General features: G+C 56.7%; 28 protein-coding genes and 1 pseudogene. 9 read left to right on the top strand and 20 right to left on the bottom strand.

The window, feature by feature from the left end:
• Positions 1-85 precede the first annotated feature (85 nt).
• From ACNQ0W_RS19350 to ACNQ0W_RS19340, 3 genes are read left to right on the top strand one after another with little or no spacing between them, the layout of a single operon-like run.
• Positions 86-787 carry a phosphohydrolase gene (locus ACNQ0W_RS19350; protein ID WP_062932906.1) on the top strand — a complete coding sequence of 234 codons (702 nt, stop codon included), beginning with the start codon at positions 86-88 and terminating at the stop codon, positions 785-787.
• 43 nt (positions 788-830) lie between these two features.
• The gene (locus ACNQ0W_RS19345; protein WP_094058366.1) at positions 831-2,264 is read left to right on the top strand and encodes a DNA cytosine methyltransferase; all 1,434 of its coding nucleotides are present in this window, start codon (positions 831-833) and stop codon (positions 2,262-2,264) included.
• Entirely contained in the window at positions 2,245-2,736 is a 492-nt protein-coding gene (locus tag ACNQ0W_RS19340) for a very short patch repair endonuclease (protein ID WP_017693140.1), read from the top strand. The genes ACNQ0W_RS19345 and ACNQ0W_RS19340 overlap by 20 nt, the downstream gene beginning before the upstream one ends.
• On the opposite strand, the gene yedA is transcribed toward ACNQ0W_RS19340, so the two are convergent.
• A complete protein-coding gene (yedA, locus tag ACNQ0W_RS19335) occupies positions 2,708-3,622 on the bottom strand; it encodes a drug/metabolite exporter YedA (protein WP_062932907.1) in 915 nt (304 codons plus the stop codon). The genes ACNQ0W_RS19340 and yedA overlap by 29 nt on opposite strands.
• Before the next feature lie 178 nt (positions 3,623-3,800).
• On the opposite strand from yedA, the gene ACNQ0W_RS19330 reads away from it, so the two are divergent.
• The 3 genes from ACNQ0W_RS19330 to dgcQ all read left to right on the top strand — a co-directional run bounded on the left by ACNQ0W_RS19330 (position 3,801) and on the right by dgcQ (position 6,757).
• The gene (locus tag ACNQ0W_RS19330) at positions 3,801-4,712 is read left to right on the top strand and encodes a DUF808 domain-containing protein (RefSeq protein WP_017383336.1); all 912 of its coding nucleotides are present in this window, start codon (positions 3,801-3,803) and stop codon (positions 4,710-4,712) included.
• A gap of 77 nt (positions 4,713-4,789) precedes the next feature.
• Positions 4,790-4,972, top strand: a complete 183-nt coding sequence (locus ACNQ0W_RS19325) for a YodC family protein (RefSeq protein ID WP_003859574.1) — start codon at positions 4,790-4,792, stop codon at positions 4,970-4,972.
• 84 nt (positions 4,973-5,056) lie between these two features.
• Positions 5,057-6,757 (top strand): cellulose biosynthesis regulator diguanylate cyclase DgcQ, encoded by a 1,701-nt coding sequence (gene dgcQ / locus ACNQ0W_RS19320; RefSeq protein WP_062932908.1) that lies wholly within the window; start codon positions 5,057-5,059, stop codon positions 6,755-6,757.
• On the opposite strand, the gene ACNQ0W_RS19315 is transcribed toward dgcQ, so the two are convergent.
• Together ACNQ0W_RS19315 and yodD are read right to left on the bottom strand one after the other, a co-directional pair.
• Positions 6,742-7,542: a mannosyl-3-phosphoglycerate phosphatase-related protein gene (locus ACNQ0W_RS19315; RefSeq protein ID WP_062932909.1), complete on the bottom strand. Its 801-nt coding sequence runs from the start codon at positions 7,540-7,542 to the stop codon at positions 6,742-6,744. The genes dgcQ and ACNQ0W_RS19315 overlap by 16 nt on opposite strands.
• A gap of 295 nt (positions 7,543-7,837) precedes the next feature.
• Positions 7,838-8,065, bottom strand: a complete 228-nt coding sequence (yodD, locus tag ACNQ0W_RS19310; RefSeq protein ID WP_017383339.1) for a YodD family peroxide/acid resistance protein — start codon at positions 8,063-8,065, stop codon at positions 7,838-7,840.
• 128 nt (positions 8,066-8,193) lie between these two features.
• Between yodD and dsrB the strand changes: the two genes are divergently transcribed.
• A complete protein-coding gene (gene dsrB / locus ACNQ0W_RS19305; protein WP_003859583.1) occupies positions 8,194-8,382 on the top strand; it encodes a protein DsrB in 189 nt (62 codons plus the stop codon).
• A gap of 99 nt (positions 8,383-8,481) precedes the next feature.
• On the opposite strand, the gene rcsA is transcribed toward dsrB, so the two are convergent.
• From rcsA to fliF, 14 genes and pseudogenes are all read right to left on the bottom strand, one after another.
• Positions 8,482-9,105 (bottom strand): transcriptional regulator RcsA, encoded by a 624-nt coding sequence (rcsA, locus tag ACNQ0W_RS19300; protein WP_017383340.1) that lies wholly within the window; start codon positions 9,103-9,105, stop codon positions 8,482-8,484.
• Between the two features lie 290 nt (positions 9,106-9,395).
• A pseudogene (gene fliR / locus ACNQ0W_RS19295) lies at positions 9,396-10,188 on the bottom strand (flagellar biosynthetic protein FliR); the annotation flags it as partial.
• Positions 10,189-10,194: 6 nt separating this feature from the next.
• Positions 10,195-10,464 (bottom strand): flagellar biosynthesis protein FliQ, encoded by a 270-nt coding sequence (gene fliQ, locus ACNQ0W_RS19290; RefSeq protein ID WP_003859587.1) that lies wholly within the window; start codon positions 10,462-10,464, stop codon positions 10,195-10,197.
• A 10-nt stretch (positions 10,465-10,474) separates the two neighbouring features.
• Complete coding sequence (fliP, locus tag ACNQ0W_RS19285) at positions 10,475-11,212, bottom strand: flagellar type III secretion system pore protein FliP (protein WP_003859589.1); 738 nt, start codon at positions 11,210-11,212, stop codon at positions 10,475-10,477.
• A complete protein-coding gene (gene fliO, locus ACNQ0W_RS19280; RefSeq protein WP_003859591.1) occupies positions 11,212-11,586 on the bottom strand; it encodes a flagellar biosynthetic protein FliO in 375 nt (124 codons plus the stop codon). The genes fliP and fliO overlap by 1 nt, the downstream gene beginning before the upstream one ends.
• A 2-nt stretch (positions 11,587-11,588) precedes the next feature.
• Positions 11,589-12,002, bottom strand: a complete 414-nt coding sequence (gene fliN / locus ACNQ0W_RS19275; protein ID WP_003859592.1) for a flagellar motor switch protein FliN — start codon at positions 12,000-12,002, stop codon at positions 11,589-11,591.
• Positions 11,999-13,003, bottom strand: coding sequence for a flagellar motor switch protein FliM (fliM, locus tag ACNQ0W_RS19270; RefSeq protein ID WP_003859594.1), 1,005 nt, complete (start codon positions 13,001-13,003; stop codon positions 11,999-12,001). The genes fliN and fliM overlap by 4 nt, the downstream gene beginning before the upstream one ends.
• Before the next feature lie 4 nt (positions 13,004-13,007).
• On the bottom strand, positions 13,008-13,478 hold the full coding sequence (gene fliL / locus ACNQ0W_RS19265; RefSeq protein WP_003859598.1) for a flagellar basal body-associated protein FliL: 471 nt from the start codon (positions 13,476-13,478) through the stop codon (positions 13,008-13,010).
• Positions 13,479-13,584: 106 nt separating this feature from the next.
• Entirely contained in the window at positions 13,585-14,799 is a 1,215-nt protein-coding gene (gene fliK / locus ACNQ0W_RS19260; protein WP_062932911.1) for a flagellar hook length control protein FliK, read from the bottom strand.
• Complete coding sequence (gene fliJ / locus ACNQ0W_RS19255) at positions 14,796-15,239, bottom strand: flagellar export protein FliJ (protein ID WP_006811155.1); 444 nt, start codon at positions 15,237-15,239, stop codon at positions 14,796-14,798. The genes fliK and fliJ overlap by 4 nt, the downstream gene beginning before the upstream one ends.
• 21 nt (positions 15,240-15,260) lie before the next feature.
• Positions 15,261-16,631, bottom strand: coding sequence for a flagellar protein export ATPase FliI (gene fliI / locus ACNQ0W_RS19250; RefSeq protein ID WP_017693144.1), 1,371 nt, complete (start codon positions 16,629-16,631; stop codon positions 15,261-15,263).
• Positions 16,631-17,338: a flagellar assembly protein FliH gene (gene fliH, locus ACNQ0W_RS19245; RefSeq protein WP_017693145.1), complete on the bottom strand. Its 708-nt coding sequence runs from the start codon at positions 17,336-17,338 to the stop codon at positions 16,631-16,633. The genes fliI and fliH overlap by 1 nt, the downstream gene beginning before the upstream one ends.
• Complete coding sequence (gene fliG / locus ACNQ0W_RS19240) at positions 17,331-18,329, bottom strand: flagellar motor switch protein FliG (RefSeq protein WP_003859608.1); 999 nt, start codon at positions 18,327-18,329, stop codon at positions 17,331-17,333. The genes fliH and fliG overlap by 8 nt, the downstream gene beginning before the upstream one ends.
• Positions 18,322-20,004 carry a flagellar basal-body MS-ring/collar protein FliF gene (gene fliF / locus ACNQ0W_RS19235; RefSeq protein WP_062932912.1) on the bottom strand — a complete coding sequence of 561 codons (1,683 nt, stop codon included), beginning with the start codon at positions 20,002-20,004 and terminating at the stop codon, positions 18,322-18,324. Before fliF ends, fliG begins: the two co-directional genes overlap by 8 nt.
• A 228-nt stretch (positions 20,005-20,232) precedes the next feature.
• On the opposite strand from fliF, the gene fliE reads away from it, so the two are divergent.
• Both fliE and yedD read left to right on the top strand, forming a co-directional pair.
• Positions 20,233-20,547 carry a flagellar hook-basal body complex protein FliE gene (gene fliE, locus ACNQ0W_RS19230; protein WP_003859612.1) on the top strand — a complete coding sequence of 105 codons (315 nt, stop codon included), beginning with the start codon at positions 20,233-20,235 and terminating at the stop codon, positions 20,545-20,547.
• 75 nt (positions 20,548-20,622) lie between these two features.
• Positions 20,623-21,036 carry a lipoprotein YedD gene (gene yedD, locus ACNQ0W_RS19225; protein WP_062932913.1) on the top strand — a complete coding sequence of 138 codons (414 nt, stop codon included), beginning with the start codon at positions 20,623-20,625 and terminating at the stop codon, positions 21,034-21,036.
• Between the two features lie 444 nt (positions 21,037-21,480).
• Here the strand turns inward: yedD and amyA are convergent, their stop codons facing one another.
• The 3 genes from amyA to fliS all read right to left on the bottom strand — a co-directional run bounded on the left by amyA (position 21,481) and on the right by fliS (position 23,848).
• Positions 21,481-22,968: an alpha-amylase gene (gene amyA, locus ACNQ0W_RS19220; protein ID WP_003859614.1), complete on the bottom strand. Its 1,488-nt coding sequence runs from the start codon at positions 22,966-22,968 to the stop codon at positions 21,481-21,483.
• A gap of 98 nt (positions 22,969-23,066) precedes the next feature.
• On the bottom strand, positions 23,067-23,438 hold the full coding sequence (gene fliT, locus ACNQ0W_RS19215) for a flagella biosynthesis regulatory protein FliT (protein WP_006811148.1): 372 nt from the start codon (positions 23,436-23,438) through the stop codon (positions 23,067-23,069).
• A complete protein-coding gene (gene fliS / locus ACNQ0W_RS19210; RefSeq protein WP_047063139.1) occupies positions 23,438-23,848 on the bottom strand; it encodes a flagellar export chaperone FliS in 411 nt (136 codons plus the stop codon). The genes fliT and fliS overlap by 1 nt, the downstream gene beginning before the upstream one ends.
• Between the last annotated feature and the right edge of the window lie 5 nt (positions 23,849-23,853).

Genomic DNA, 23,853 nt, shown 5'->3' with positions numbered 1-23,853 from the left:
ATTAAGTATTTCGTAATTCTATTTATTAAAGATTTTGATTCGGGTGTATTATAATTCACTCTCTTTTGAGCAACAGGATGGGATGATGGAACTTGCGCAGTGGCAGCACCGTTTTGAGCGCTGGCTCGACGAAAATCATTTTACTGATGATGCGGCGCACGATATCGCCCATTTTCGCCGCGTCTGGATTACCGCGCAGGCCATAATGGCTGACGAGGATAGCGATCCGCTGGTTGTGCTGACCGCATGCTACTTCCATGACATTGTCAGCCTGCCGAAAAATCACCCGCAACGCAGCCACTCCTCGCGGCTGGCAGCGCGAGAAACGCGCGAGATCCTCAGTCGCGATTTTCCTGATTTTCCGCCCGATCGTTATGCAGCCGTTGAACATGCCATTGAAGCGCACAGCTTCAGTGCCGGTATCGCGCCGCAAAGCCTGGAGGCCAAAATTGTGCAGGATGCCGACCGGCTGGAGGCGTTAGGCGCTATCGGCCTGGCGCGCGTCTTTGCCGTCTCCGGTGCGCTGGGCGCCGCGCTGTTTGATGCCGACGACCCGTTTGCCGGAACACGAGCGCTGGATGATAAAGCCTTCGCGCTCGACCACTTTCAGACCAAACTCCTGCGCCTGCCGGACACCATGCAAACTGCGCGGGGGCGCGAACTTGCGCGTCACAATGCCGATTTTCTGATCCAGTTTATGGCGAAGCTGAGTGCCGAATTACAGGGCGATTACCTCGGAACCGACAGTCAGATATTGACCCATTTCCGTCGCAGTGTGCGATCCTGAACTGTGGTACTCTGTTTTCTGTCTTTATTGTCCGGTTAAGAGAATGCAGGAAAATCGATCAGTGACTGTGCCCGCGCCTGAGCGGGTTGAGAAATCAACGGCAGCCGTGCAGGCACTCCTGCGTCAGCTGCTGGAAATGTATGATGCTAAAACGCTGGCAAACCAGCTGGTGGCCCATGGCGAGAGCCACTGGAGCCCGGCGATACTCAAGCGGCTGCTGATAAGCGACAGGGCAGGGCACCGCCTGAGCGACGGTGAGTTCCGCTATCTGCAAAATTTGCTGCCGCGTCCTCCTGCTGCGCATCCAAATTATGCCTTTCGCTTTATCGATCTCTTTGCCGGTATCGGCGGCATTCGCCATGGCTTTGAAGCTATTGGCGGGCAGTGTGTGTTCACCAGTGAATGGAATAAACATGCCGTCCGTACCTATAAAGCCAACTGGTACTGCGATCCCGATGCGCACCAGTTCAACGCGGATATTCGTGATGTCACGCTGAGCCACAAAACCGGCGTCAGCGATGAAGAGGCCGCCGAACACATTCGCAATACCATTCCGGCGCATGACGTGCTGCTGGCAGGTTTTCCGTGTCAGCCGTTCTCGCTGGCTGGCGTGTCGAAGAAGAACGCGCTGGGACGCGCACACGGCTTTGCCTGTGATACGCAAGGAACACTCTTCTTTGACGTTGCCCGGATTATTGATGCCCGCCGCCCGGCAATTTTTGTGCTGGAGAACGTCAAGAATTTAAAGAGTCATGACGGCGGTAAAACCTTCCGCATTATCATGCAAACGCTGGATGAACTGGGTTACGACGTGGCGGATGCAGAGGACATGGGGCCGGACGATCCGAAAATTATCGACGGCAAACACTTCCTGCCACAGCATCGCGAACGCATCGTGCTGGTGGGCTTTCGCCGCGATCTCAATCTGAAAGGCGATTTTACGCTGCGTGATTTACCCTCGCTGTACCCGGCGCGCCGACCGACGGTGGCCGATCTGCTGGAGCCCGCCGTCGATGCGAAATTCATTCTGACCCCGGTGCTGTGGAAATACCTCTATCGCTATGCCAAAAAGCATCAGGCCAAAGGCAATGGCTTTGGGTTTGGCATGGTCAATCCGCTTAATCCTGACAGCGTGACGCGTACGCTGTCGGCGCGCTATTACAAAGATGGCGCGGAAATTCTTATCGATCGGGGCTGGGATAAGGCGCTGGGCGAAAAAGATTTTGACGATCCACAGAACCAACAGCACCGGCCACGGCGCTTAACGCCGCGCGAGTGCGCCCGCTTAATGGGCTTTGAGACGCCGCAGGGCTACAGTTTTCGCATCCCGGTGTCGGATACCCAGGCCTATCGTCAGTTTGGCAACTCGGTGGTGGTACCCGCCTTTGCCGCGGTAGCAAAACTGCTGGCCTCACGCATCAGCAAGGCCGTTCAGCTTCGTCAGAGCGAGGCCGTCAATGGCGGACGTTCACAATAAGGCCACGCGCAGTAAAAACATGCGTGCCATCGGCACGCGTGATACCGCGATTGAAAAACGGATCGCGGGCCTCCTGACCGCCGTCGGGTTTGAATTCAGGGTTCAGGATGCCACGCTTGCCGGGCGTCCTGATTTCGTCATCGACGCGTACCAGTGCATCATCTTTACCCACGGCTGTTTCTGGCATCATCATGACTGCTATCTGTTTAAAGTCCCGGCGACACGCACCGACTTCTGGCTGGAGAAGATTGGCAGGAACGTCGAGCGTGATAAACGCGATGTTTCGCAGCTTTACGCTCAGGGCTGGCGGGTGCTGATTGTCTGGGAGTGCGCGCTGCGCGGAAGAATGAAGCTGAATGACGTGGAACTGACGGAGCGGCTGGAAGAGTGGATCTGCGGCGGCGGTCAGGCCGCGCAGATCGATACCCAGGGCATTCACCCGATCACGGTTTCTCCACCTCACACGTCGTAATAATCGGTTTCGCGGGCAGCAAATATTTACCCAGCGTGACCAGCACCACGGCAAAGACAATCACACCCAGCGCCAGCCATTCAATCGTCGACAGCACTTCGCCCGCAAAACCGGTACCCAGCAGCACGGCTACCACCGGGTTAACGTAGGCGTAGCTGGTGGCAACCGCCGGTGAGACGTTGCGGATCAGGTACATATAGGCGTTAATGGCGATAATGGAGCCAAACAGCGCCAGATACCCAACGGCCAGGAAACCTGAAAGGTCTGGCATCGCCGTCAGTTTTTCCCCCGTCAACGCGGAGGCAAGCAGCAGCACAATGCCTGCCGCGAGCATCTCAATGGCACCCGCCATCATCCCGGAGGGCAGCTCGATGCGGGAACCGTAGACCGAGCCGAAGGCCCAGCTCATGGAGCCGATCATGATCAGAACGGCAGCCCAGGGGTTCCCGCTCAGGTTACCGCCGCTGTTCAGCAGGATGATACCCACAAGCCCAATTGCGATGCCCAGCCATTCGAGCTTACGGGTGCGGATCCCGAAGAGACGACTAAAGCAGAGCGTAAACAGCGGCACGGTCGCGACAACCACCGCGGCGATGCCCGACGGCACGTTCTGGTGTTCGGCGACGGTTACCGCGCCATTGCCCACCGCCAGCAGCAGCAGGCCAATCAGGGCGGCGTTAAGCAAGGGACGCAGCGGCGGTAGCTGGTGGCCGCGCAGCAATAAAAACGCCATCAGCAGCACGCCAGCCGTAAGGAAACGAATACCGGCCATCATCAGCGGGGGCCAGCTTTCCACGCCTATACGAATGACAAAATAGGTGGATCCCCAGATGATATACAGGGAAAAGAGTGCTCCAATGAGCGGTAATAAATGCCGAAAACGCATAGTCCCTCACGACGAAATAAAAAGTTCGCTCATAGTTAACGCCAAAACTATCGGGCTGGCGAGTGCTTTAATTGTGTAGTTAATGTGAAATTTTTGTTGACGTGAGGTGCCTGTTTCCGGGCGGTGAGTTTTGTTCCATACTATTCACTTAATTAGCAAAAAAAGAAGGATAGAGATTTTGGCAGGAAGTAGCTTATTAACATTGCTGGATGATATCGCCACCTTGCTGGATGACATTTCGGTTATGGGAAAACTGGCGGCGAAAAAAACCGCCGGGGTACTGGGAGATGATTTGTCGCTTAACGCGCAGCAGGTCAGCGGCGTGCGGGCGAACCGTGAGTTGCCGGTGGTGTGGGGCGTAGCGAAAGGGTCCTTTATTAACAAGGTGATCCTCGTTCCGCTGGCGCTGCTGATTAGCGCCTTTATACCCTGGGCCATTACGCCCCTGCTGATGATTGGCGGGGCGTTCCTGTGCTTCGAGGGTGCCGAAAAAGTGTTGCATATGTTCGCTGCACGCAAAGAGAAAGACACCCCGGAAATGCGTCAGCAGCGTCTGGAAGCGCTGGCCGCGCAGGATCCAAAAACGTTCGAGCGCGATAAGGTCAAAGGCGCGATCCGCACGGACTTCATCCTCTCGGCCGAGATTGTGGCGATTACGCTGGGGATCGTCTCAGATGCCCCTCTGATGAACCAGGTGCTGATCCTGTCCGGCATTGCGATCCTCGTGACGATAGGGGTTTATGGCCTGGTCGGGCTGATCGTCAAGCTGGACGATATCGGCTTCTGGCTGGAAAAAAAATCCAGCGCAATTGCGCGCGGCATCGGGAAAAGCCTGCTGGTGCTGGCGCCGTGGCTGATGAAAACCTTGTCGGTGGTGGGAACCCTGGCGATGTTCCTGGTCGGCGGCGGCATTATCGTGCACGGTGTTGCTTCGCTGCATCACATGATTGAACATTTTGCGTCAGGCCAGGGAGCGGTAGTCGCTGCGATCCTGCCCACACTGCTTAATCTCGTACTGGGCTTTATCGTCGGTCTGATTGTGGTAGCCGTTGTTAAGCTGGTTGAAAAAGTACGCGGGAAATCGCATTAATTATTGCTGACCCCGGATGCAAAAAGACCGTTCCTCGTCTAAATTGAAAACGTTTCACCCTGATACAGGAGGCAGGTATGGTCTTTTTGATCAGTGATGAAGTTAAGCCTAAAAATGGTGGTCCAGGCATGATCGTCACCGGGTATTCCAGCGGAATGGTGGAGTGTCGGTGGCATGATGGATACGGCATTAAGCGGGAGGCTTTTCGTGAAGACGAGCTTCAGCCTGCGAATAAAAGGCAAAAACGCGACAAGGCTTAATCACACAACGCCCGGCCTTGCCGGGCGTTTTTACTGGCAGAAGACTTATCATATCGGATGGTGAGCGACAATCAGGGAGTGTGTGTGCAGCACGATACCTTTGTTGTAAAACAATCTTTTTTGCAGTGGCTGCATAAGCGTAGCAATCCCCGTTTGATTGTTAACCTCTGTTTTATCGTTGTCCTGATCTTTTCCACCCTCCTGACCTGGCGCGAAGTCGTGGTACTGGAAGATGCTTATATCTCCAGCCAGCGTAACCATCTGGAAACAGTTGCCAGTGCGCTGGACAGACAGCTTCAGTTCAGCGTCGATAAAATGCTGTTTTTTCGCCACAGCATGCGTGATGCGCTGGAAACGCCGCTAGCGTTTGGCGCGCTGCATGATGCGGTAAAGCGTTTTGCGCATTTGCGCACGTCCCCCACCTGGCAAATTGCGGTTGATAAACGGCGCACGTTACCGATCAACGGTGTTTCGGATGCTTTCGTTGAAAAGACAACCCTTCTGAACCGTGATGATGAGTACCTTGATAATGAACTGTCCGCCGCGCTTGAAGTGGGGTATTTGCTGCGTCTGGCATCCAGCCCTTCCCGCAACGAAGAGCGCGTGATTTATGTCTCTCGCGCCGGATTCTTTCTGGAAACGGATACGCCGGGAAATTCCAGCGATATCGTGCAGCGCTATTACCATCTGGTCACTCAGCCCTGGTTTACCCAACAGTCCGAGCGTGAAAACCGTGCGCGTGCCGTGCGCTGGTTTATCTCGCCGCCTTCCTCCTTTGTGGGCAAAAAGCCGCTGATTACCGCCAGCGTGCCGGTTTACTACAATCACGTCTGGTATGGCGTGGTGGCGATGGATTTCACCTTTGCCACCCTGCGTCGCCTGCTGGTGGAAGCCGTCGGCGATAACCCGGAGGGGGAATACCAGCTGTATGACAGTCGGCTTACCCTGCTTGCGACGTCTGAATCACCGGCTGCGGACGTTAATCATTTTGACGCGCGCGAATTAGCCCAGATAGCGCACGCGACAGAATCGGATTCCGAAGGCGGCATTCGCCTGGGGAGTCGTTTTGTCAGCTGGGAGCGTCTCGACCATTTTGATGGCGTCATCCTGCGCGTGCACACCCTGGATGAAGGGGTGCGCGGCGATTTCGGCAGCATCAGCATTGTGCTGGCACTGCTTTGGGCGCTGTTCACCGCGATGCTGCTCATCTCCTGGCTGGTGATCCGGCGCATGGTCAGTAATATGTATTCGATGCAGAACTCGCTGCAATGGCAGGCCTGGCATGATCCTCTGACCCGGCTGAATAATCGTGGGTCACTGTTCGAGCAGGCGAAAATACTGGCGAAGCAGTGTGAACAGCAGTCGCTGCCTTTCTCGGTCATCCAGATCGATCTTGACTGCTTCAAGAGCATCAATGATCGGTTCGGGCATCAGGCGGGTGATAAGGTGTTGTCCCATGCCGCGGGGCTGATTGCCAGCACCCTACGTGATAAAGATATTGCCGGACGCGTCGGGGGGGAAGAGTTCTGTGTGGTGCTGCCCGGCATGACGCTTGAAGAGGCGGCGGAAGTCGCAGAGCAGATCCGCGAGCGTATCGACAGCAAAGAGATCCTGATTAAGAAAAGTACCACCCTGCGCGTGAGTGCGTCGTTTGGCGTCTCTGGCGCGCAGGAGAAGGGCAATTACCACTTCGAAAATCTGCAATCCACCGCCGATGCGCGTCTGTATGAGGCGAAACAGCGCGGGCGTAACCGGGTCATCTGGCAGGATCACGTCAAAAAGTAATCAAGCCCCTCGCGCCAGCCGGCTGGCCCGGTGTGCTGAGTGTGATAAACCCGGGCGGGATCGTTGTTCTTTAGGCTGACACCCTCCCGGTTGAAGCCTTTCACCACCACGGCGAAGCCTACGCTGTCCAGCAGCGGGGCATCATTGGGGCCGTCGCCCAGGCCCAGGGTCGTCGGTTCGTAGCCCTCGTGCAGGCGATACTGGTCCACAAGCCAGTGAACCGCCACGTCTTTGCCGCAGCAGGTGTCCAGAATATGCCAGAAGCGTGCTCCCTGGACGATCTTCAGCCCCTGCCGGGCGAGTTCGGCGGCAAAGCGTTTCATTTGTTCATCACTGTCACGCCAGATCAGCGTCACGGAAGCCTCGTGTTTACGCGCAAGCACCGAACGGGGACGGCTCAGCCCGGTCCATTCGGCGACCACGCGCTCGTCCACATCATCGAAGGTGGTGAATTTCAGATGCATGGCCTGGCGTACCCGGGCAATACACTGCCGGATCTCGTCATGCTTCTTTTCTGAGATGAACCGTGCGGCGTTTTCCCACCGTACGTCAGGCTGGATCACCGCGCCGTTTTCCGCAATATAGGGCAGCCCGCCAAGCCCCAGCTCCTGCTGGATGTCATCCATCTCGGACGCGGTTTTGCTGCTGCATAAAATGACCGGTATCTGTTCATCCATTAACTTTTCCAGCCAGGGGGCCGCAGGCTGCCAGTCGAGAGTGTGAAAATCCAACAGCGTGCCGTCGAGGTCGGTAAAGACAAGCAGAGTCTCCTCAAGCGAAGGCATAATGTCTCCCGGATGATAATTTTGCCTAAGAAAAATCTTAAAAAAAATAGACATTGACGCGCCGTTGAAGTGGTAACGATCCCGACAAACCCACACGCGGCGCATGTTTATACTCATAACCAAAATTCACATGTATAAAACATAATATTCGCTAAGAGAATATATGCTTGTAAGACAATTCTGTTGGGGATAATGTCTTACCTGCATCAGATTTCCTGGTGTAACGAATTTACAAGTGCTTCTTGCATAAGCAAGTTTGATCCCGGTCATCCCCATGACCGGGATTTTTTTCGTCTTAGCGATTCGTCTCCGAGACGCTAAAATCATGGATGTCCAGCTCGAATGCCTCAGCCAGTTCACGGTAGGTATGGTAATCCCGACCATTGACCACGACACGGTCTGAATTATCCTCCGCGCGATGAACTTCGGACTCACTAATTTCATTGATGGCGGCAAGCAGGGCATCGACATCCACTTCAACCTCACGCTTAATGGTGTCGCTGTACTCTTTGTCAGTCTTCATGGCGGGTTCCTCATTTAACCGTCTCAACAGCTAAGTATAGACCGCACACAAAAACGCCATTCGCGCCAGGCGGCGATGCCAGGCAATGTAATTTGTTCTACACTGGCTCAAAACCACAGGAGGAATGTATGAAGGTCAACGATCGGGTAACCGTCAAAACGGACGGTGGGCCGCGCCGCCCGGGCGTGGTGCTGGCAATAGAAGAGTTTAATGAAGGCACAATGTATCTGGTGTCGCTGGAAGATTACCCGCTCGGCATCTGGTTCTTCAACGAACTGGGCCACCCGGATGGGATCTTTGTGGAAACGGCGGAATAGGGCGGCGTCGGGGGCGTCTTCTCCCCGGCTCCGGCTGCTGAAAAGCAAAATCTCTGGCCAGGCCAGAGATCAAGGTAGGGTACAACATGGCCGTGCAAATTAGCGCATATTAACGAAAATCCCATTCGTCACATTATCTGTCAGGCGTACGACATGGTATATGACTTGCTTATTATGCGTTTTAATTTTCCTTTTAATATTTCCTTTGTGTGACGATACTGTTTTTGCCTTGATATTCATCTGGTCTGAGATCTGAATTGTCCCTTGTCCAGCCATCCACATTCTTAGCATACTTGATTCAGTTCTGCTTAATGATAGGGTGGGTAAGTTAACCGCCCCTACATTCTTAACTTCTTTATTCAAATAATCGCCCAGGATATCATCAAGCGACTCTGGTTTAATCGATTTCGAACTGATTAATAAGTTTTTACGCACCAACAAATACTCATCGAAATGAATATTGGCGATCGCCATAAAAACAATAAACAGGGTCTTAGGATGCTGATTAATGATCTGCTTAATGTGCTGACTGTTAGCGGGGTCGTGAATGAAACAGTCCTCATTAATAAACACCACGCCGGGCTTGTGGGCGTCACAAGCGGCTGCGAGTTCTTCAACGGTGTGTGCATCGTTGATGTCTCTCTTTCTTACCCCTCTGCTTGCTAAGTACCCGGTTAACCCTAGCCGGGTGTAGCTGCATAAATCCATAATGATCGTTGACATGGCATACCCTCACTCAATGCGTAACGATAATTCACCACCTGCCTGAGAGCTCATAAACAGCCATACGGGATGGAAAAAATCTAATAAAACCTGTGAGCATGACAAAGACTTTCAGGCGAACTCACTATCCCGTAAAGTTACGTATAATTTGCCAGGAATCATCTTAAAGTAAAGTAAATATTAAGTATTGTGAGGTGGTTAGAAACATTTAAACCGCGTCAGATATATCCTGGTAGATGTTTTTCGAGATTATTTTTAGGAATATCCTCAGAAAGGCATTGCAAACACTGCGGGTTATTATTTGCGTGGAAGTTCGCTGACAATATCCGCTAACAGATTGAATATCTCACTGAATAAATGCTCGCAGAAGGGGGCGATAAGTGGCATCAATAATGACATTAATAAAAGGCCAACCGTCAACGTCACCGGAAAGCCGATGACGAATACCGACAGCTGCGGAGCCATTCGGTTGAGTAAACCTAATGCGAGGTTAACGGTGAGCAGCAGGGTAATGATCGGCAGCGCCAGCATCAGCCCGTTGAGGAAGATCAGCCCGGCAGCCCGCACCAGCGCCAGAAACGCGTTGCTGTTTACCGGGTTGTCGCCAATCGGCAGCGTGTGGAAGGTGTCCACCAGCATCGAGATGAGCCACAGGTGGCCGTTGAACGAGAGAAACAACAGCATCGCCAGCAGGTCGATAATACGCGCCAGCACGGGCATATTCAGGTGGCTGCCCGGGTCAACGAACGTCGCGAAAGACAGTCCCATCTGCAAACCGATCAGTTCGCCCGCCGTTCGTACCGCAGCGAAGGCGAGCTGCATCGTAAACCCGACCGCCACGCCAATCATCACCTGTTGCAGGGCAATCCAGATCGCATTCGGGGAAAAGATCGGGATATCCACCGCTGGCAGGGTAGGGGCAACGATAAGGGTGATAACCATGCCCAGCCCAATTTTGACGCGTTTAGGCACCGACTTTTCACTGAGTATGGGGGCGGTGGAGATCAGCGCCATGATGCGCAGCATCGGCCAGAAATAGATCCCGAGCCACTGAACAAACTGATCGCTGGTGAAATGCAGCATCGTCCGTCAGCCGATGATGTAAGGCAGATTGGTGAACAGGTTGCGCATATAGTCCAGCAGCAAATTGAGCATCCATGGCCCGGCAACGATAATCGCCACGAAGACGGCAATGATCTTCGGGATGAACGACAGGGTCATTTCGTTAATCTGCGTGGCGGCCTGGAGAATACTGATAATCAGACCGGTGACCAGCGCAACCAGCAGCAGGGGCGCGGCGACGGCAATCGCGACTTTCATCGCCTCCGTGCCCATCATCATGACCGACTCAGGCGTCATTGCGCGCTCCTCAACTGTAGAAACTCTGCGCCAGCGAGCTGACCAGCAGCTGCCAGCCGTCGACCAGCACGAACAGCATGATCTTAAAGGGCAGGGCAATGGTTGCGGGCGGGACCATCATCATCCCGAGCGCCATCAGGACGCTGGCGATCACCAGGTCAATAATCAGGAACGGAATGAAAATGGTGAAGCCAATCTGGAACGCCGTTTTCAGTTCACTGGTCACATACGCCGGGAGCAGAATGCGCATCGGCACCGCTTCCGGTCCCTGTAACTCACCGGTGTTAGCGAGACGGGCAAACAGGGCCAGATCCGCTTCGCGCGTCTGGCGAAGCATAAATTCACGTAATGGCTGCGCGCCTTTTTCCAGGGCAACCTGCATGGAAATTTTATCTTCGCTGAACGGCTGGTAGGCCTCGGTGTAAATCTTGTCGATCACCGGCGACATAATGAAAAAGGTCAGGAACAGGGCTAAACCCAGCAGCACCTGATTGGGCGGCGCGGACGGCGTGCCGAGCGCGTTGCGCAGCAGGCCAAACACAATGATGATGCGGGTGAAGCTGGTCATCATCAGCAGGATCGCCGGGATAAAGGTCAGCGAGGTGATGAACACCAGCGTCTGCACGGACAGGGACCAGCTTTGCCCCCCGTTCGCCAGCGGCGTGGAAACCAGCCCCGGCAGTTGCGCATACACAGAGGGCGCGAACAGGCCCAGGCCTGCCAGCGTAAGGAATAACAAACGGCGCATCAGGATCTCCCGGGACGCTTGAGCAAACTCTTCATAACGGACTGGAAATCCGCAGGGGCCTGGGCGTTAGCCTCCACCGTGGCAGGCGCAGGGGGAAGCGTGTGAAGAACGTTAATGCTGGAGGCGGTCACGCCCAGCACCAGTCGCGCATCTTCCACCTCCACAATGACCACGCGTTCGCGCGGCCCGAGCGGGGTGCTGGCGCTGACCTTCAACCCGCGGGTACCGGCCGTTTTCCCCGCCAGACCGAAACGCTTTGCCAGCCAGGCGGCGATAAGGATAAAGGCAATAATACCGAACAGCGCGCCGCTCACCTGGAGCAGCGGTGAGCCGGGTACGGCGGAGGGCGCGGACAGTGTTGCCTGGGTTTTCATACTTAACGGCTCAGACGACGCATGCGTTCGGAAGGGGTAATGATGTCGGTGATACGTACGCCGTATTTATCGGCCACCACCACTACTTCGCCCTGTGCAATCAGGTAGCCGTTGATCAGAATATCCAGCGGCTCACCCGCTAAACCGTCAAGCGCCACCACGGAACCCTGCGTCAGGCGCAGCAGCTCTTTAATGGTCATGCGGGTGCGACCCAGCTCAACGGTGAGCTTGACCGGAATGTCCATAATCAGGTCGATGTCCTGCAACGTGCCGCTGACGTCGCCGCCGCCTAACTGCTGAAAGACCGCGTCTGCCGCGCTTTTCGTCGGCGTCGTTTTCTGCTCGTTTAACGCGTCAGCCCACAGATCGTCCAGTGCTCCGCTGTTTTCATCGGACGGATTGTTCATGTCACTCATTTGGGCTGTTCCTCATTCAGCGAATTCAAAATCGGGTTGATCAAGTGCTCAACGCGTAACGCATACTGGCCGTTAATCGTGCCGTACTGGCTTGTCAGCACGGGTACGCCATCCACATGGGCAATAATGCGGTCGGGTTTATCTATCGGCAAAACGTCGCCGGGTTGTAATTTCAGGATCTGCGATAACCGCATGGAGATGTCGGCGAAGTTGGCTACCAGCTCCAGCTGCGAATGCTGCACCTGACGCACCAGGTTTTCACGCCAGTTCTGATCTTCGTGACGTGAGTTCTCCAGCGGCGGGTTCACCAGCAGTTCGCGCAGCGGTTCAATCATGCTGAACGGCAGACAGATGTTGAACTCGCCCGTCAGGTTGCCGATCTCGACGTGGAACGGGGTGTTCACGACGATGTCATTCGGGGAGGTGGTGATGTTGGTAAACTTCACCTGCATCTCGGAACGTACGTACTCCACTTCCAGCGGGTTAATCGCTTTCCACGCGTCGCTGTAGGACTCCAGCGCCAGCTTCAGCATGCGGTTAATCACGCGCTGTTCGGTATGGGTAAACTCGCGGCCTTCCACTTTGGTCGGGAAACGGCCATCGCCACCGAACAGGTTATCCACCGCGATGAACACCAGGCTTGGCGAGAACACAACCAGGCCGGTACCGCGCAGCGGTTTCAGATGGATCAGGTTAAGGTTGGTTGGCACCGGCAGGTTGCGGGCAAACTCATGATACGGCTGAATGCGGATCGCACCGACGGTGATATCCGGGCTACGACGCAGCAGGTTAAACAGCCCCATACGGAACTGACGTGCGAAACGTTCGTTGATGATCTCCAGCGCCTGTAAACGCTCGCGCACCACGCGACGCTGGGTATTGGGATCGTAGGGACGAATATTATCGTCGCCGGTCAGACCCGGTTTCGGTTCGTCACTTTTATCGCTGTCGCCGTTGAGCAGCGCATCGATTTCTGCCTGAGAAAGAATACTGTCGCCCATGTCGTTACCGCAGAATGAAGGCTGTATACAGAACGTCAGTGACTTCCTGCTTAGGTTGGCCGTTTACCAGCGGGGTCGCCAGCGTCTGTTTTATGGCATCGACCAGCTTTTGCTTGCCCACATCGGTGGCGAGCGCGGAGGCATCCTGACGAGAAAACAGCAGCAGCAGACGGCTACGCACTTCTGGCAGGTAGTCGTTCAGACGTGCACGGGTCGCTTCATCTTTCAGACGCAGCGTAATGCCCACGTAAAGCACGCGATCCGCATCGCCCAGATTGACGGTGAACGTATCCAGCGGGTAGAAGACCGGCGCCGGTGGAGGCGGCGCTTCAGCTTTGGCGGCCGCGCTGGAGGGTTCCTGCTGCATACGCCAGTAACTGTAGCCTGCGGTGGCGCAGGCCGCGAGGGTAATCAACACCAGCAGCGGGATCCAGATGGAACGCTTGCTTTTTTTGGTGATAGCGGAGTCTGTCATCTGATACGAGCTTCCTGTTTCGGTACAGCTTAATACGGTGATTATCCCGTGTCCGGCTTAGGTCAAAGCGTGGAAAAGACGGGGATAATCACGTTACCTCTGGCGTTTAGGCAAAGATGTCTACGGCACGGCTGCCGCGCGCGGCGGATTGCAGGGCGGCAGGGGCAGGCAATAACTCTTCACTCTCATCGTTAAACCCGCCATGCTGGCCGGAACGCGAAGCGTGCTGTTGCTGCCCGGATGAGGACTGCTGTTGCCCGGCAAAGCCCTCGCTGCTGACGCTGCTTTGGGAAAGCTGAATGCCGTTTTCCGCAAGCTGCGTGCGCAGGATCGGCAGGGCCGCTTCCAGCGCCGCGCGAACGTGGCTGTGGGGCGAAACCATCTGCAACTGCGCCTGGTTGTCATCCAGCTTAAGCGAAATTTGCACCTGACCCAGATCTTCCGGGTGCAGACGCAGCTCTGCGGTCTGCTGTCCCTGCTTTGTGAACAGGGTGATGTGCTGGCTCAGATTCTGCTGCCATTCGTGCGTGCCCAGCGGCTGGCTTAACACCGGCGCTGTCGCAACGGTAGCGGCAGGCTGGGAGGGCGCCAGGTGACTGACGATCGGGGCCAGCGTCGCGGTTGGGCTGGCGGCAGACGACGCCGCGCTCGCTACGTCCTGCTTCTCCGCGACGGCGGCGACGGCTGGCGTAACGGCTGCCGTGGCGGGCAGCGATGTGTCGCTGTCCTGAACCGGCATTTTTTCCTGACCCGTTAACGCCTGGCTAAGCGGCTGATGCTGGCCGTTGTCCGTCTGGGCTAGCGCAGAGGGGAGGGCGGCACGGGGGGCGATCTCCCCGGTGCTCGCAGGCTGCGTCGCTACCGGGGTGGTGGTCTGCTGGTGCGGTAACATCGCCATCAGCGCGCTTAACCCGGCCAGCTCCTCTTCTTCAGTCGTGGTCTCGCTGTTTGTTTTCGCCTCCGGCTGGGTCAGCGTCTTCAGCGCATCGGTATTCGCTGCGGGTTTCAGGCCGGAGACGAGGCTTTGCAGGGAGACGGCGGTATCTTCACCAGTCAGGGTCTCCTGACGGGAGAGCAGCTCGGCAATTTTGGCCTGGAGCGTGGTATCACCGTTTTTTTCCTTTGCCGCTGTCGACAGCTTGCTGCCCGCCGCTTTCAGGTCCGCCAGCGTCAGCGGGGCATCTTTGCCTTTGCCGGTGGTCTCGGTCAGCGCGCCCGCCAGCAGAGAGAGAAAATCTTGCGCGCCCTCAGCGCCTTTCCCGGTCAGCGTGCCGCCGGACGGGTCGCTGTCGGTCATCAGCAGTTGTTGCAGTGTGATCATTCTGGTTTCCTCATTGATGCGCGCTGGGCAAACTCATCCATTTTTTTCTGATCCAGACGGTTTTCCGCCAGGGTCGAGGCTGCAATCTGCCGGTCCTGTAAGGTTTGCCAGGCCTGCAACCGCTGTTTTTTCTCGCGCCAGAAATTCAGCGCGGTATCGACTTTTTGCGTCCACTGGTTAAGCTGCTGGCGATGCTGCTCAATCGCCTTTTCCAGCGTCTGGATAAACTGCTGATAGTTAATCCAGCGCTGGCTACCAATGCCCTGCGTCATGTCGGTGTTAAGGTTGGTGCGATATTCATGCTGATAGTCGATTAACATCTTCAACTGTTCTTCAGCCTGCTGGCACCCGCGTCGCATTGCGCCAAGCTGCAATGCGGCATCATCAACTTCTTTTTCAGCCAGATCTTTCAGCGTTGATAACGCGCTGTTCTGCGCCATGACCTTCGCCCTCCACCTGTGTTACACCTGCGGGAAAATCAGCTCCAGTGCCTGGAGGGAATCTTCCCAGTCGGCGCGTTCAAAAATACCCTGTTGCAGAAATGCCTCCAGCTGCGGCCACAGGGCAATCGCTTTATCGAGCATCGGGTCGCTGCCTTTGGCGTACGCCCCGACGCTGACCAGATCGCGGTTGCGCTGGAAGCTGGAGAGCAGTTGTTTGAAGTTACGCACGCGGGCGTAGTGTTGCTCGGTGATCAGGGCCGTCATCGCACGGCTGATCGACGCTTCAATATCAATCGCCGGGTAGTGCCCGGCTTCGGCCAGACGGCGCGACAGCACGATATGGCCGTCGAGGATCGCGCGCGCGGAGTCGGCAATTGGGTCCTGCTGGTCATCGCCTTCGGTCAGTACCGTATAGAACGCGGTGATGGAGCCGCCGCCGCTGATGCCGTTCCCCGCGCGCTCAACCAACGCCGGGAGCTTGGCGAAGACCGACGGCGGGTAACCTTTGGTCGCGGGCGGCTCGCCGATGGCCAGCGCAATCTCACGCTGCGCCATCGCGTAGCGGGTCAGGGAGTCCATAATCAGCAGTACGTGCTGGCCCCGGTCGCGGAAATCTTCCGCAATACGCGTGGCGTAGGCGGCACCCTGCATACGCAGCAGCGGCGACACGTCCGCAGGCGCGGCGATCACCACCGAGCGGGCGCGGCCCTCCGCACCCAGAATGTTTTCGATAAAATCTTTGACTTCGCGACCACGCTCACCAATCAGGCCAACCACGATAACGTCCGCCTGGGTATAACGCGCCATCATGCCGAGCAGGACCGATTTACCCACGCCGGAGCCGGCAAACAGCCCCATACGCTGGCCGCGTCCCACGGTGAGCAGAGCGTTAATCGGCCGCACGCCGGTATCCAGTACGTGCTCGATTGGGGTGCGTTGCAGCGGGTTGAAGGGTTGGGTGATCAGCGCGCCGGTTTCGGTGGTATCAGGGGAGGGCAGGCCATCGAGCGGTTTGCCGCTTCCGTCCAGCACGCGGCCCAGCAGCGCCGGACCGAGCGGGAGCTGTTTGCCGCTTTGCAGGCCGTCGCCGCTGATGTTTTTCGCGTAGACGCGGGCGCCGGGCAAAATCCCTTCCACTTCTTCAAGGGGCATCAGAAACAGGCGCTGACCGTTGAACCCGACCACTTCGCTTTCCACTTCACGCGTCTCCCCCCCGTCCTGCCGCTCAATCACGCAGGTGGCGCCGAGCGGAAGTTGCAGCCCCGTGGCTTCCAGGACCAGACCGGTGGCGCGCGTCAGGCGTCCATAACGACGAACGGATGGCAGCTGCGCCATCTTCGTTTCAAAATTATCGAGCGTGTTAAGCCAGCGCGTAAGGCGAGCGGTCATCAGACGACTCCCGGCGCCGCCAGGCGGCACAGTTCCTGCCAGCGGGTCGCAACGCTGGCATCCAGATCGCCCTCATCCGCCGAGACCTTACAGCCTCCGTGATGGAGCGACGGATCGCCGCGCAGCCGCCAGCCGTGCAGGCTCAGCGTCGCGCCGAGGCTCTCTTCCACGCGCTGCAAATCATCAGGATGAACGCGCAGCTGCGGTTTGCCGCTGAACAGCGGCTCCTGCTGGAGCAGCCCCTGGATCTGCTTAATCAGCGCGGCGTTATCCACTACCGGCGTCTGGCCGATCACCTGACGGGCCGCCTCCAGCGCCATCTGCATCAGGCGCGAGGCGATCACGCTGTCGAGCGCATCCAGCGTGTGCTGAAACTCGCTCACCAGCTGCTGCATGCGGGCATGCAGCGGCGCCTGCTGCTGGCGCGCCTGCTCGATGCCCTGCTCTAAACCTTTCGCCAGCCCTTCCTGATAACCCTGTGCGTGCCCGGTCTGACGGCCTTCGTTCATCCCGGCGTTGAAGCCCTGCTCGTGCGCCTGCATTTGCATCTGGGCCAGCATCTGGGCGCGCTGTTCCTCTTCACTCAGCTCGGGGATACCCGCCCCGGCGTCGCCCTCGTCGGACGACACAACGGCAGGGGTGAACTCTGCGGTGGGAGGGGAGAGGTCGTCAGGCGTCCAGCGCTTCCACGACAGTTCATCAGACATAGGTGTCGTCTCCGCTGCCAATCACCATCTCGCCGGTTTCTGCCAGACGACGAACAATAAGCAGGATCGCTTTCTGTTCGTTTTCCACCTGAGACAGACGCACCGGGCCACGGTTGGCCAGGTCGTCGCGCAGGATATCGGCCGCACGCTGGGACATGTTGCGCAGGAACTTCTCGCGCAGCGGCTGCTCGGCGCCTTTGAGGGCGATAAGCAGCGATTCGGAGTCCACCTCCTGGAGCAGGCGCTGGATGCTGCGATCGTCCACTTCGACCAGGTTTTCGAACAGGAACATCTCGTCAATAATTTTCTGCGCCAGTTCGCCGTCGAACTCGCGTACCGCCGTAATAACCGCCTCTTCCTGCTGCGTTTTCATCAGGTTGATGATTTCCGCTGCCGTTCTCACGCCGCCCATTTTGCTGCGCTTGAGGTTCTGGCCGTCGAGCAGGTTGTTCAGCACTTCGGTCAGCTCCGCCAGCGCGGCTGGCTGGACGCCGCCGAAGGTGGCGATACGCAGCATTACGTCGTGGCGCAGGCGCTCGTCGAACAGCGCCAGAATATCGGCTGCCTGACCCCGTTTGAGGTGGACCAGAATGGTGGCGATAATCTGCGGGTGCTCGTCGCGAATAAGATCGGCGGCGCTTTGCGGCTCCATAAAGTTGAGCGTTTCGATCCCGCTGGCGGTGTCGCGCGTTTCGAGAATATCTTCCAGCAGGCTGGCGGCGCGCTCTTCGCCGAGCGCCTTAACCAGCACGGAGCGCAGGTATTCGTTGGCGTTGACGTTGAGCGCCGCAAACTGCTCGGCTTCCTGCTCAAACTCCGCCAGCACTTCGGTCAGCTGCTTGTTGGAGATCTGGCGCACGTTGGCCATCGCCGCGCTGAGGATCTGCACTTCTCGCTGGGAGAGGTGTTTAAACACCTCCGCCGCGCGATCTTCGCCAATAGTCATCAGCAGGATGACGCTCTTATCGGTGCCTGTAAGCGTATTACTCATGTTCGTTACCCATCCAACCGCGGATGACCAGCGCGACGACGCGCGGATCGTTATCTGACATTTCGCGAATGCGCTGGCTCATCACCTCTGCGCCCATGCGCTGGTTAGCACGACGCTGCTGCATCTGTTCATCTTTGCTGAGACGAACTTCAACCGCTTCTTCCTCATCCGGACGCGCGTTCTTCTGTTCCAGCGCGGCTTTCTCGGCTTCAGCACGACGCTGTAGCTGAGGACGGACACCCTTACGCCACAGCAGCCACGCGACAATCAGCACCAGCAGCCAGCGGCCTGCGGACATCAGCTGATCGAAGAACGCCTGCTGTTGCCAGAACGGCAGTTCGCCACCGGACTCATCCACCGGGTTGAACGGTGAGTTCACAACGTTGAGGGTATCGCCACGTTTTTCAGAGAAGCCCATCGCTTCGCGGGTCAAATCTTCGATCTGCTTCATCTGCTCCGCCGTGAGCGGCAGCGGTTTACCGTCCGGCAGCGTTTTGTAGTTCACCACCACGGCAACAGAGAGACGCTGAATATCGCCCGTGTTCAGTTTGGTATGGCGGATAGTCCGGTCGACTTCGTAGTTGGTCGTTTCGTTACGGCTGCTGTTACGCGGGCCGGTACTGTTCGCGGTCGAGGTCGTCTGCTGATTCGTTTGCTGACCGTTCTGCGGGTTTGCCGGCGGGGTGGAGATTGGCGCGGCGTTGGCAGGCGCAGGCTGGTTAGAGAGCGCGCCCGGCACACCGCCAGGATACTGGCCGCCGACCTGTTCCGTCTCATTGATTTGACGCGAGCGTAACACGGCACGGGAGGCATCCCCGTTCGGAGCGTACTGCTCTTCGGTCTGTTCTTTATTCGAGAAATCAATCTGCGCGGTGACCTGCGCGTGTACGTTGCTGCTGCCGACCACCGGGCCCAGAATCGCTTCGATGCGGCGCTGGAGACGGCCTTCCACATCGGCGGCGTATTTCAGCTGAGCGTCATTGAGATCGCGCCCGGTGGTGTTGGACTGCGTCAGCAGATGACCACTCTGATCCACCAGCGTAACGTTACCCGGCGGCAGACCGGCCACCGCACTGGAGACCAGGTGCGTGACGGCGCTGATCTGCCCTTCATCCAGCGCACGGCCAGGTTCGAGGTTAACGGTCACAGAGGCAGAAGGGGACTTTTGTTCGCGGACAAACAGGGACGGCTTAGGCATCGCCAGGTGCACACGGGCACTTTTCACCGGGCCTAAGGTTTCAATCGTACGGGCCAGTTCACCTTCCAGTGCGCGCTGATAGTTAACCTGCTCGCTGAACTGACTGATGCCGAATTTTTCCTGATCCAGCAGCTCAAACCCAACCGCGCCGCCTTTTGGCAGCCCCTGCTGGGCGAGACGCAGGCGAAGCTCGTGCACTTTATCTGCCGGTACTTCAAGCGCACCGCCGTTATCGGCAAAGCGATACGGGATGTTCATCTGGGTCAGCTGGGTGACGATGGCGCCGCCATCCTGATCGGAAAGGTTGCTGTAGAGCGTGCGGTAATCCGGGCTTTTTGCCCATAAGACCATCGCGACAACGATCGCAATGGCGGCAGCGCCTGCCACAATCAACGGGATCTTAGGGTTGGCGCGAAGGCGGTTCATCCACTCGAGTGATTTATTCTGCGGCGCTGTCGATGCTGCTGTCGCACTCATTGCGCACCTCTTAAATCCTGGTGGTTTACGTTATTCGTGTAGAGAAACAAAACTGACTCCCGGGTCGGCAAACACGACAAAAGTTCCATACTGATGGCCCTGCCATTATTTGATGATTCGGGATTTTCTATGCGTCAAATAACCTGGTTTTTTAACGCTATTTACCGCCATTATCTTATTGACAAGCTGTTAGTCTTGACCTCGTAAAAAACCATCCAGGGGAGAGTCATGGCTATACAGGGCATTGAAGGGGTACTCAGTCAGTTACAGGCAACGGCGATGACCGCCCGTAACCAGAGCGTGGCTGACCAGCCGCCGGGCGTTAGCTTCGCCGGTCAACTGCATGCGGCGCTGGACCGGATCAGCGACAAGCAAAACGCGGCCCGTACCCAGGCTGAGAGATTTACCCTTGGCGAACCCGGCGTGGCGCTCAACGATGTGATGGCCGATCTGCAAAAAGCGTCGGTGTCATTGCAGATGGGGTTGCAGGTGCGTAACAAGCTGGTGTCGGCATACCAGGAAGTGATGGGGATGCAGGTTTAATCAATACCTATCTTACGCTGGCAGCCTGATGGCTTTAATGCCACAATATTTTTTTCTTCGCATGCAGGAAAGATGATGAAAAAAGTAGCAATTGTGGCTGCGATGCTGACGTTAGCGGGATGTGTTCAGGTCGATAACTATCAGGAAGTAATTAAGCACCCGGTACCTTCGCAACTGGCAGGTTACTGGCAGTCGAAAGGGCCGCAGAGCGCGATGGTGAGCCCGGAAGCGATCGCCACGCTGGTGGTGACGCCAGAGGGGGATACGCTGGATTGCCGTCAGTGGCAGCGCGTTATCGCGGTGCCGGGTAAGATCATGCTGCGTTCAGATGATTATTATAACGTGACGCGTAAGCTGGATGTCTATCCGCTGGAGCGTGATGGGGCGGCGCTGGAGTATGACGGTATGGAACTGTACAAGGTTGACCGTCCAACGGTGGAATGCGCAGATTACCTGAGCAAGAATTCGCTGGAGAGTAAGCTTCCGTAACTTTTAACCCGAAGCAAAAAACTTGTTTGAGAACGACTGAAGGCTTTCAGCGATGCTCTGGTCCGGCTGTAAATCGCTGAGGCGTTTCCTGTAGGCCGGGGCGAGGCGCAGGGATGCGCCGAGAGGGCGGGCTTTACAGGGATGTTACCTCCGCCCGTCCCCGATAAGCCGGAAGGAATAAGCCTAAGGCACCGCGAAGCGGCGATTTTCCGCCGGAAGCCCGGGTCGCCAGGGTGGTGGCGACTGAGCCACCCTGGCACGTTCACCGGTTATGTTGTGACAGAGTAGCAAGGACATAAAGTGAACGGAATGACCACCAGAGCCGTATGTTCCCCCTCACCCCAGCCCTCTCCCTCAAGGGAGAGGGGGCCGTCTGTGCAGACATTATTTTGTGAGGATGGCGTACGCTTCGGGAGCGGGTCCGCAGACCGCACTGTTCCAGCACTACAGCGCGTCCTCAATCACCCAGACGCTGACGCTGCCCCCGTTACAGAAGAACGTCCCTTCGCCATCCGCCGCCGTGGTCACGGTTTCCTCGCGGTTGCCTAAAAAATCACGCCAGGTCTTGTTGCCGTAATTCTCCCCGAGGCAGATCGTCTTCTCGCCGTCATCGCCATTCGACAGCACCACCACACAGCCCGGGTGTTCCTCAGTCCCGCTGCGGCTAAACGCAATACAGTTTGGATGATCGAAAAACAGCGTCTGCACGCCGTGGGCAAAACGCTGCCGGGCGAGGATCAGCTCGTGGAGTTGTTCAATCACCGGCATATCGATGTGATACGTCTCGCCATCCCCGCCGGTGTCGTCATAGCTGGCGCCAAAAAGATCCGGGTAGAACACGCTCGGCACGCCGTTTTCACGCAGCAGGATGAGCGCGTACGCCAACGGTTTGAACCAGGCTTCAACCGGGGCTTCCAGCGCCTGCAAGGGTTGGGTGTCGTGGTTGGCTACCAGCGTCACGGCATGGAACGGATCGGCTTCCACCAGCGTACCGGTGAAAATCTGGCTCATATCGTAGTCGCGTCCCTGGCGTGAGGCTTCGTGAAATTTCATTTGCAGTGGCGCATCAAACAGCATGGTTTTGCCGTCCACCTGATTGATGTAGTGCTGCAATTTATCCACTTCGTGAGACCAGTATTCCGCCACAATAAACAGCGGCTGCGGGGCCACCTCCTGAACGTGCTCAATCCACTCTTTATAGAACCAGGCCGGGATGTGTTTTACCGCGTCCAGGCGGAAGCCGTCGCAGTGGGTTTGCTCCATCACCCAGCGCGCCCAGTATTTGATCTCCTCCGTCACCGCGTGGTTGCGAAAATCAATATTTTCACCCATCAGGTAATCGAAATTGCCCATCTCGTCGTCGACCTGATCGTTCCAGCCTTCGCCGGTGTAGTCGTTCACGATTTTGAAGATACCGTCCTCATTGGGGTTTTCAATGTGGTCGATACCGCTGAAGCATTTGTAATCCCAGATGAACTGTGAATACTGCCCGGCCCGAACGGGGAAGGTGTAGCGCGTCCAGGCTTCACATTCGATGATCTCATCGCTGATTTGGGTGCGATCCTGAGCATCCACGCGCTGCACGCGGACGGGTTCCTTTTCATCGGCCCCCATTTTGTGGTTGACCACCACGTCCAGAAGCACCGCAATCTGGTTGCTTTTTAAGGCGTTGATGGCCTCCAGCAGCTGGGCTTTATCGCCGTATTTGGTGGCGACGCTGCCTTTCTGGTCAAACTCACCGAGGTCGAAAAGATCATAAGAGTCATACCCGACGGAATAGCCGCCGGATGCCCCTTTGTAGGCTGGCGGTAACCAGACCATATTGATGCCGATTTCGTTCAGGTTGGGGGCTAATGCCGTGACTTCTCGCCACAGTTCACCGCCGGTGGGGTAGTACCAGTGAAAACATTGTAAAAGTGTTGGGTTGCGCATGCACCATCTCCATGAGGTCGCGAAACTCAAGTATGGAGCAGGTTTGGCAGAAATGCCTGGCGAACGAAACGGTTAACGTTTGCCCGCCAGTTAAATGGCTAATTGATATCGCTATTACTTTGCGGAACCAGGACATGACCGCCCTGGTTACCGTAGGTGGAGAGAACGGTTTTCTGGATGGAAGATTGCCCGACCAGCTTCGCCAGCTCATCCATTCTGGCTTGCAGCAACGTTTTTACCTGGCCTTCGTTGTCCAGGATCACCCGCAGCGTCGGGCGAAGCTGCTCCTGAATCTGCATCGAAGGTTCACTTTCCTGAGTGAGACGAGCCAGTGAGTGCACCGCATTAACATAGTCGGTTTCACAGATGATCAGATCATCCCATAGTCCCTGCCGGGCCAGTCGCAACATCAACTGGCTCTGCTCAAGGAGTTGCTGATAAAGGGCATAAAGTTGCGGTGCGTTACTCATTAGACGGCGTCCTGCATCAGTTGTGGCGTACCGGCAACCTCCTTCCACCCGTCAGCGATATTGCGCAGCAAGGTTTCCACCTCTTCGATGGCGCTGGCGTCGTTATTCACGTTGGCGTGCAGGAGGCGACGTACCATATAGGCATAAAGGGCAATCAGGTTTTGCGTAAGCTCATCCCCGTTATTTTCCACCAGGCCAACCTTCAGCCCGTTTTCGATAATGTTGATGGCTTTTGAAAGCGCCAGCCCTTTTGCCGGGATATTACCGTCTGCCAGGAACAGACGCGCGCGTACCAGCGCGCTGAGGGCTCCATCAAATAGCATGATAACCAGCTGCTGCTGGCTGGCGCTCATCACCGCGCTTTCAACTTCTATCTTTGCGTAGGCTTGCGTGCCTTTTGCGCCGTACATGTTAT

Source organism: Enterobacter cloacae complex sp. 6730903 (assembly GCF_048283985.1).
GTDB classification, from domain to species: domain Bacteria; phylum Pseudomonadota; class Gammaproteobacteria; order Enterobacterales; family Enterobacteriaceae; genus Enterobacter; species Enterobacter hormaechei_C.
The sequence above is the reverse complement of the archived record's forward strand: the minus strand, read 5'-3'. Positions and strand labels throughout refer to the sequence as shown.

Coding starts and splice junctions, on each gene's coding strand:
- ACNQ0W_RS19350 (WP_062932906.1), top strand. CDS start 86: ATGGAACTTGCGCAGTGGCAGCACCGTTTTGAGCGCTGGCTCGACGAA.
- ACNQ0W_RS19345 (WP_094058366.1), top strand. CDS start 831: ATGCAGGAAAATCGATCAGTGACTGTGCCCGCGCCTGAGCGGGTTGAG.
- ACNQ0W_RS19340 (WP_017693140.1), top strand. CDS start 2,245: ATGGCGGACGTTCACAATAAGGCCACGCGCAGTAAAAACATGCGTGCC.
- yedA (WP_062932907.1), bottom strand. CDS start 3,622: ATGCGTTTTCGGCATTTATTACCGCTCATTGGAGCACTCTTTTCCCTG.
- ACNQ0W_RS19325 (WP_003859574.1), top strand. CDS start 4,790: ATGGTCTTTTTGATCAGTGATGAAGTTAAGCCTAAAAATGGTGGTCCA.
- ACNQ0W_RS19315 (WP_062932909.1), bottom strand. CDS start 7,542: ATGCCTTCGCTTGAGGAGACTCTGCTTGTCTTTACCGACCTCGACGGC.
- yodD (WP_017383339.1), bottom strand. CDS start 8,065: ATGAAGACTGACAAAGAGTACAGCGACACCATTAAGCGTGAGGTTGAA.
- dsrB (WP_003859583.1), top strand. CDS start 8,194: ATGAAGGTCAACGATCGGGTAACCGTCAAAACGGACGGTGGGCCGCGC.
- rcsA (WP_017383340.1), bottom strand. CDS start 9,105: ATGTCAACGATCATTATGGATTTATGCAGCTACACCCGGCTAGGGTTA.
- fliQ (WP_003859587.1), bottom strand. CDS start 10,464: ATGACGCCTGAGTCGGTCATGATGATGGGCACGGAGGCGATGAAAGTC.
- fliP (WP_003859589.1), bottom strand. CDS start 11,212: ATGCGCCGTTTGTTATTCCTTACGCTGGCAGGCCTGGGCCTGTTCGCG.
- fliO (WP_003859591.1), bottom strand. CDS start 11,586: ATGAAAACCCAGGCAACACTGTCCGCGCCCTCCGCCGTACCCGGCTCA.
- fliN (WP_003859592.1), bottom strand. CDS start 12,002: ATGAGTGACATGAACAATCCGTCCGATGAAAACAGCGGAGCACTGGAC.
- fliM (WP_003859594.1), bottom strand. CDS start 13,003: ATGGGCGACAGTATTCTTTCTCAGGCAGAAATCGATGCGCTGCTCAAC.
- fliL (WP_003859598.1), bottom strand. CDS start 13,478: ATGACAGACTCCGCTATCACCAAAAAAAGCAAGCGTTCCATCTGGATC.
- fliK (WP_062932911.1), bottom strand. CDS start 14,799: ATGATCACACTGCAACAACTGCTGATGACCGACAGCGACCCGTCCGGC.
- fliJ (WP_006811155.1), bottom strand. CDS start 15,239: ATGGCGCAGAACAGCGCGTTATCAACGCTGAAAGATCTGGCTGAAAAA.
- fliI (WP_017693144.1), bottom strand. CDS start 16,631: ATGACCGCTCGCCTTACGCGCTGGCTTAACACGCTCGATAATTTTGAA.
- fliH (WP_017693145.1), bottom strand. CDS start 17,338: ATGTCTGATGAACTGTCGTGGAAGCGCTGGACGCCTGACGACCTCTCC.
- fliG (WP_003859608.1), bottom strand. CDS start 18,329: ATGAGTAATACGCTTACAGGCACCGATAAGAGCGTCATCCTGCTGATG.
- fliF (WP_062932912.1), bottom strand. CDS start 20,004: ATGAGTGCGACAGCAGCATCGACAGCGCCGCAGAATAAATCACTCGAG.
- fliE (WP_003859612.1), top strand. CDS start 20,233: ATGGCTATACAGGGCATTGAAGGGGTACTCAGTCAGTTACAGGCAACG.
- yedD (WP_062932913.1), top strand. CDS start 20,623: ATGAAAAAAGTAGCAATTGTGGCTGCGATGCTGACGTTAGCGGGATGT.
- amyA (WP_003859614.1), bottom strand. CDS start 22,968: ATGCGCAACCCAACACTTTTACAATGTTTTCACTGGTACTACCCCACC.
- fliT (WP_006811148.1), bottom strand. CDS start 23,438: ATGAGTAACGCACCGCAACTTTATGCCCTTTATCAGCAACTCCTTGAG.
- fliS (WP_047063139.1), bottom strand. CDS start 23,848: ATGTACGGCGCAAAAGGCACGCAAGCCTACGCAAAGATAGAAGTTGAA.